At 57.6% G+C, this 6,468-nt stretch carries 8 protein-coding genes; 3 read left to right on the forward strand and 5 right to left on the reverse strand.

Features of this window, described 5'->3' with window-relative positions; genetic code table 11:
* The first annotated feature begins 53 nt into the window (after positions 1-53).
* Complete coding sequence (locus ACEW8Q_RS16315) at positions 54-956, forward strand: LysR family transcriptional regulator (protein ID WP_373505115.1); 903 nt, start codon at positions 54-56, stop codon at positions 954-956.
* A gap of 187 nt (positions 957-1,143) precedes the next feature.
* A complete protein-coding gene (locus ACEW8Q_RS16320; protein WP_373505116.1) occupies positions 1,144-1,734 on the forward strand; it encodes a TetR/AcrR family transcriptional regulator in 591 nt (196 codons plus the stop codon).
* 35 nt (positions 1,735-1,769) lie between these two features.
* Here the strand turns inward: ACEW8Q_RS16320 and ACEW8Q_RS16325 are convergent, their stop codons facing one another.
* Positions 1,770-2,135, reverse strand: a complete 366-nt coding sequence (locus ACEW8Q_RS16325) for a hypothetical protein (protein ID WP_373505117.1) — start codon at positions 2,133-2,135, stop codon at positions 1,770-1,772.
* 82 nt (positions 2,136-2,217) lie between these two features.
* Entirely contained in the window at positions 2,218-2,640 is a 423-nt protein-coding gene (locus ACEW8Q_RS16330; RefSeq protein ID WP_373505118.1) for a hypothetical protein, read from the reverse strand.
* Between the two features lie 152 nt (positions 2,641-2,792).
* Between ACEW8Q_RS16330 and ACEW8Q_RS16335 the strand changes: the two genes are divergently transcribed.
* Complete coding sequence (locus ACEW8Q_RS16335) at positions 2,793-3,236, forward strand: TlpA family protein disulfide reductase (protein WP_373505119.1); 444 nt, start codon at positions 2,793-2,795, stop codon at positions 3,234-3,236.
* 2 nt (positions 3,237-3,238) lie between these two features.
* Here the strand turns inward: ACEW8Q_RS16335 and ACEW8Q_RS16340 are convergent, their stop codons facing one another.
* The 3 genes from ACEW8Q_RS16340 to ACEW8Q_RS16350 form a co-directional block, all read right to left on the reverse strand.
* Complete coding sequence (locus ACEW8Q_RS16340; RefSeq protein ID WP_373505120.1) at positions 3,239-3,430, reverse strand: hypothetical protein; 192 nt, start codon at positions 3,428-3,430, stop codon at positions 3,239-3,241.
* Between the two features lie 262 nt (positions 3,431-3,692).
* A complete protein-coding gene (locus ACEW8Q_RS16345; protein WP_373505121.1) occupies positions 3,693-5,678 on the reverse strand; it encodes a putative bifunctional diguanylate cyclase/phosphodiesterase in 1,986 nt (661 codons plus the stop codon).
* Between the two features lie 163 nt (positions 5,679-5,841).
* Positions 5,842-6,468: alpha/beta hydrolase (locus ACEW8Q_RS16350; protein WP_373505122.1), on the reverse strand; the 627-nt coding region annotated here is incomplete at its 5' end.

Consider the following 6,468-nt stretch of genomic DNA (forward strand, 5'->3'; position numbering starts at 1 on the left):
CGAGATAGAGGTCAGGAGGTCTTGCGAAAATTATCGACTTTCGCACGATTGACGTGCAAAAAGGCACGATGCTGAATTGGGACGACTACCGCTTCTTTCTCGCCGTAGCGCGATCGGGGACAGTAACCGGCGCTGCGCATGCACTCAGCGTCAATCATTCCACCGTCTCACGCCGCATTGCGGCGATGGAAGAGACAACCAACGTCCGGCTGTTCGACAGACGCCAGGAGGGCTATTTCCCTACAGACGCGGGACTGGCACTGCTTGATCGTGCCTGTTCAGCCGAAGCAGCCGTCCATGCGGCCGAGCGCACGCTGAGAGCTCACGATCATTCATTGACTGGCGAGCTCGTCATTACCGCACCGCTTGCGCTTATGGTGACCGTTCTCACACCCATCATCGCTCGGTTCCGGCAGGAGCATCCTGATTTGATTCTCTCGCTGGTCTCCACCGATGACATTGCCAACCTGAATCGCCGGGAGGCGGATATTGCGATCAGAGCGTCGAATACGCCGGATGATCATCTCGTCGGCCGAAAACTTTGTGTTCAAAGAACCGCAGTGTACGCACAAAGGGAGTATTGGCGGCAAAACAAAGAAGCCCCCACACTTATAATCCTCGGTACTCGGTCGATCAAACCGGACTGGGCTCTGAAGACTTATCCGAACTCCAAAATCGGGTGTCGGCTGACTGGCAAGCTAGAAGTTCTGGCTGCTGTGGAATCAGGCGTCGGAATAGCGCGGCTTCCCTGCCGACTAGGAGATACGCGCCCTGAACTCATCCGCGTTCCTCCTCGGCGTCTCGAAAACGACCTCGATATCTGGCTGTTGATGCAACCGGAGATGCAACATGCACCGCGAACGCGCGCCTTCGCAGACTTTGTCTATAATTCATTTCGGCGTGAAGCAGAATTGTTTGAAGGCTCTGCCTACGTCACGGTAAGCGATGCTGATTGAAGCCAGGTAGAACGAAAATATTCACGCAGCATATTTTCGTAGTGGCTGCTCAGTTTACGTGCCCCCTCTGGGCGGGCCGTTTTTTTGCATTAGCCTAGGCAGTCTCGCAGCCCCTTTCGGCAACGGCCCGTCTTGCGGTTCGATTTAGACCGATCAATATATTCTCTAATGACAAGGAGATTGTTTCATGGCGCCAAGACAACGTCATCGCGAGCCGGTCATAGACGCAGCGGTGAAGCTTTTCCGCCAGCAGGGTTATGCGGCTACCGGTCTCAACGACCTTGTCGATACTTCCGGCGCACCCAAGGGTTCGCTCTACCACTATTTTCCGGAGGGCAAGCCTTCGATTGCCGCAGCGGCAGTAGAGGAAGCCGGCCAGCGCGTCGTCCGTACCGTCGAGACGCTGGTGCGCAAGACCGGGTCGACTTCCGAGCTCCTTAAGGAGCACGCGCGGCTTCTTGCTGGCTGGATGGAAAAGTCTGGCTACCGGGACGGTTGCCCGATCACCACGGTTATCCTGGAGCTTGCCCCAAAAGACCGGCGGGTCACCGAAGCTGCGCGAAAGGCTTACAGTGCAAGGCAGGCCCTGATTGAAGGAAAGCTCGCGGAAGATGGCTTTTCCCGCACTGAAGCCAGCCGACTTGCGGTGCTGTGTATCTCTGCCTTGCAGGGGAGCCTCATTCAAGCCCGCGTGGATCGGAGCCGCAAGCCAATTGAAGCCACCGCTGGAGAACTTGGCCAGCTGATTGAATTGGCGCGCCTCTCTCGCCGGGCCTGAACCCCAGCCGGCGTTTTCCTTTGACCGGAGTAGAGTCAGGCCGGCCCTGCGGAGCCTTGTCCAGGAACTGACCGTTCGCCCGCTATCCACCGATAGGCATCAACTAGGTCGAATCCGATGGAGAGGATATTGGTTGTGAGCACCACAACGCCGTAGATGTACTCGGTGCGCCCGATTGATCCGGCATCAGGCCCCGTCAGCCGCGCCGCGATTACTATACAAAGTGGGATCCAAACAACAAGATGAGGAAAGGCGAGGGCGCGGGAGAGCCCTCCGAGACGGAGTGCCAGCCACGTGTTGCTGACGCCGACCAGGCCGGCGCTGATGGCTGTCCATAGGCCAACCGGCGTACCAAGAAAGAAAATCGAAGCTGCGTTGACCGGCACGAGCCAGCCCGCCATCCAGAGCCTGACCCAGAGGGGAAGGCTGTTGAACGAAAGCGAAATCGATCGAACGACTGACCGGCCAGAGCTCATTGCAAGCTCAGGTTTCGTTCGTGGCAGGCCTGGGGCGCGCCAGGTAGGTGACCAGCCCGGACAGGGCGAGCGCGCCGAGTGCCATGAAGAAGAGCACCGGGCTTTCAGCGGCGCCGGGCGTGCTGGATTCAGGGGTGGATATGCCAAGGAACGTGAGATGGGCCGCCACAGCCCCGGCAGACACCAGGGTGGCGAGGAGGCCGCCCCAGAAGCGCCTAGCCACAAGCAGGATGGCGGCGAGGAACTCAAGTGCTCCGGTCAGGTATCGCCCGAAAGGCTCGATGAATGCGAGTGTGAGGCCTGTCTGGTTGCTGACATTGGCTTCGATGATGGAAAAGATCGGTACGTCGCCAGCGAACTTCTGAATCCCCATAAAGACAAGGAACGCAGCAAGAATGAAGGGCGGCGCTGTGACAAGGATCGGGCGCATGAGAGGAAGAATCCATTTGTTGACTGCTTAGTCCGGAATATCTGCTCGCCAGACCGTTACGCAAGCGAAATCACGAAAATGTCAGTCCCGCAGAGCGAGCGGACAGGTTAAGCAACCGGTAGTTTCTGCCGACCCCAGAAGGAGACGAGATCATGAAAACATTTTTTGCCGCCGCAGCTGCAATGGTGGTCGCGATTGCCCCGCTGGCCGCTTGTGCTGAAACAAACCGGCCAGCCGGTGAAGCAAGCCGCCCTGTTGCATCGTCCGAGATCGCTGCCATTCGCGTCTATGCTGACTGGTGCCCCAACTGCAGGGCGCTGGACCCGAAACTCGAAGCTGTTGCCGCGTCCGGCGACTGGGACGGCGTCAGCTTTGTCCGGATCGACTATACAAAGCGCGACAAGGAGGCCGTGTTCGCTGAAGCAGACCGTCTCGGTGTTGGCCCAGCGATCCGGACCCATTTTGCAGGCGGTATAAAGACGGGCCAACTCCTGCTGGTCGACGTCCAGAGCCAGGCCGTGATTGATCTCGTGACGCACAAGGAAACGGAGGCCGGAATCTCCGATCGCATTCGGGCAGCGCAGACCGGTAGCTGAGTTTAATCCGTCGGCGGCGCCTTGGCCGCCAGCGCGCTGAACAGGGAAACGCAAAAGGGCACGACATAGCTCAGGCCCATCTTCCAGAGGTTTGGAAGTTCAAGCGCCGCAACGCGCTCGAACTGGTTGATGAGTGTCAGGAGCGAGCCTACGATCATGGAAATGATGATCGCTCGGATCAGGATCGGGCGCATGGCTCACGGCTCTTTCGATATTGGCTTTAGAAGTCGAGCATTTGTGTGGTCGAAGTGGGAGCCGTCAAACGCGTTCTCATCGGAGGATGCGTAGGTGCCTGCGCATCGTTCTTGTCGTTGCGTTTCAGCTTTTGAAACCTGAATGAGAAGGCTGACTTTCAAGCGGCGTTCGTTCCTGCAGTTTCATTGATAGCGCGATGTTGCCAATATTCCGGCGTGGAAGACAATTTGGAGCAGCCGTCGACCGCGTCCTGGGCCGATCTCAGAAGACATGGTCGAGCCATGCGGCTAGCGGGGCGGCCCGCCCCCAGAGATAGCCCTGACCAAAGGTCGCCCCCATGTCAGAAAGTCGGTGCATGTCCTCCTGCGTTTCAATTCCCTCGGCGATGGTGGTGAGGCCAAGAGATTGCGCAAGCTGAATGATTGCCCGAGTGAGAAGGTCCTGATCGGATTGGACGTAGGACTTATCCAGTTTCATCGTGCTGAAGGGGAAGCGCTGAAGGTGAGCCAACGAAGACATGCCTGTTCCGAAATCATCAATCGCGAGACGGGCGCCTGCACGTTGCAGCTGAAAAAGCACCCTGGAAGCGGCATCCGGATCGTTGGCGACACAACTCTCGGTCAGTTCCAGCTTCAGGTTGTCGAAATCCGACGCAGCCGATTTGACCGCCGCGACAAGCAATTCAGGGGAATTCAGTTGCTTGGCGGACACATTGACGCTGACAAACAGGTCAGCCCTTCCTAGCCGCCGGCTCATCATCTTTGCATCCTCGACAGCCTGGCCAACGATCCGGCAGCCAATTTCATCGATGCGTCCCGATTCTTCGAGGACCGGAATAAAATCTGAAGGAGCCAATTCGCCCAGCTCCGGACTGTTCCATCTCAACAGCGCTTCCCATCCGGCCAGTCGTCGTGTCTGCAAATGCATGATCGGTTGATAGGCCAGAAACAGTTCCTTGTGTTTCAACGCTCTTGGCAGCGCCAGCTCTATCCGGGTCAACGTCTCGACGCGCTCTCGCTGCTTCTGTGAATAGACTTTCGCGTGCTGCCGACCCCGGCGCTTGGCCGCATTCAAGGCGAGGCTTGCATTGCTAAGCAGTTGATTCGCGCCATCCCGATTCGTAGCGACGGCAGCGCCAATGTTCACCCCGCCTGAAAAACGAGCGGCGCCAGATCCTAACGGCGCAACAAACAATCCCAGTACTTCACTGCAGATTTCGTGGCCGTCGATCACGGAGACGCCGCAGTCGATCAGAAGGGCGAATTCATCTGACGATACCCTGAACACCTGCGCGCGATCCGAAAAGCCGGTCTCGAGAAGTCGCGCGGCGGAGATCAAAATTGTGTCGCCATGATGATGGCCGAGGACATCATTGAATTGCCTGAACTGGCACAGGTCGATCAGGGCAAGAAGCGGCCCGGACTTTGAAGACGATTTTGAGAGCTCTTCGATCTGGATTTCAAGCCAGGCTGCCGAGCCTAATCCTGTCAAGGCGTCCTTGTAGAGGGCATCTCTCAGTCTGGCATTGGCATCCTTGCGTTCGAGTGTCTCGACTTCAAGCTTACGGATGAGGAGCTTTTCCTTGCGAAGTGTTTTTGCGAGCTCGTAGGTTCTTGCCGACAGATCGCGAAGGAAAGATTCCCCTCGATGCATGGCCATTGCCAGCGCTGCAGTGAATACCGAGAGCGCAATAAGCTTTTCAATTTCAGCGCCAATGAGGATCCGAGACCCTGACATATAGGCCACGAAATCCCGTGTGACGCTTCCAGTGGGACTTTCCATCAGCGTCCAGGCAAGTACGCTTGCCCACCCCAACACGGCGGCTCCTCCGGCAACCAGGATTTCGGCCGGATCAAATCGTAGGGAGCGCAAGCTGATCAGTACGAAAAGCCAAACGAATGTCGGGGACTTAAGGACAAATGCGGCAGGCTGGGAGTAACGTTGGGCAAAACAGACGATGAGGAATGTCAGAACACTGAATTCAAATATGGTGAGGATCAGTGCGGTGCGACGGCTGAGCGCCGATCTTCCGGTAAGGTAGACCCGAACGATGGTTCCGGCCGCAAGAGCAGCCATTGCAAACCAGACCGGGTCGGAACGGGAGACGACGTCTTCAGGAGCAGGTGTCAGAGCATAGACGATGGCCATGAGCACAACGAGGCTCGCCATAGTATAGGCTATCAATTGATCACCGCGCCTTATTTCTGCGGCGCGGGCTTTTCCTATGATTGCTCTTTGCTGTGCCATTATCAGTTTATCCGGTCACGCGGCAAAGCATGCAGGGAATTGATGCATCTCGATCCAGCGAGTTCGGCCTGCAAAGTGATGCTCCCGGTCTCTTAGCCATCTGAACCCTCGGCTCGATTTGGGGGAGGACGCCGTGCGTCTGACGCCAGTCAATGAGCATGGGTCAGTGTTCTCCGAAAGCAGGCTGAAGCAAAGGAATGTAGTCTTTGTCCAGGTTCCAGAAGTTCAACTCACCTTTTTCCAGCGGGCGCTCAGCATCGCCCGGATGAGCGCCGGTCCGGATGGTTGCGGCAATATCCGCCAGGACGCCGGGATGGCGGCGGAAATAGTTGTGCGGATCGAACCGGTCAGCGTCTGTGACGGCAATGAAGGAGACGGACCGGACGCCCCGGAACACAGCCTTGGATTCTTCAGACATGGATTCGGCCGTCAGGGCGCCGAAGCGAGGCGCGCCGAAGACCCAGCCGGACAGGCCGAGGGCGTCGTCTCCTGGATTTACGTAGACATTGATCTGGCCGAACCCCATGCCAAAAGTTTCGGCGACCAGCCTCTGCTCCATAACCCCAAGGTCCATGTCCGGCGCCGCAAGGATCAGGTTTTCGACCCGGTATGTGTCGCGCATCGATAGGCCTGACCCGCGCGCTTCAATCATCAGCTCCCGGAGTGCGTCTGTTACCAGCGATACGCCCCGGCTGTGCGCGAGGATCGTGACAGAATCGACTTCCGGCGCCGCGCTGATCAGGCGGATCACTTCTTTCAGGTGGAAGATCGCAAAATCTCCATCCTGGGT

Origin of the sequence: Aestuariivirga sp. (genome assembly GCF_041738905.1) — a bacterium.
GTDB lineage: Bacteria > Pseudomonadota > Alphaproteobacteria > Rhizobiales > Aestuariivirgaceae > Aestuariivirga.

Excerpts from the sequence above, each read along its gene's own strand:
- ACEW8Q_RS16335 (WP_373505119.1), top strand. The coding sequence starts at position 2,793 with ATGAAAACATTTTTTGCCGCCGCAGCTGCAATGGTGGTCGCGATTGCC.
- ACEW8Q_RS16340 (WP_373505120.1), bottom strand. The coding sequence starts at position 3,430 with ATGCGCCCGATCCTGATCCGAGCGATCATCATTTCCATGATCGTAGGC.
- ACEW8Q_RS16345 (WP_373505121.1), bottom strand. The coding sequence starts at position 5,678 with ATGGCACAGCAAAGAGCAATCATAGGAAAAGCCCGCGCCGCAGAAATA.
- ACEW8Q_RS16325 (WP_373505117.1), bottom strand. The coding sequence starts at position 2,135 with ATGGCGGGCTGGCTCGTGCCGGTCAACGCAGCTTCGATTTTCTTTCTT.
- ACEW8Q_RS16320 (WP_373505116.1), top strand. The coding sequence starts at position 1,144 with ATGGCGCCAAGACAACGTCATCGCGAGCCGGTCATAGACGCAGCGGTG.
- ACEW8Q_RS16330 (WP_373505118.1), bottom strand. The coding sequence starts at position 2,640 with ATGCGCCCGATCCTTGTCACAGCGCCGCCCTTCATTCTTGCTGCGTTC.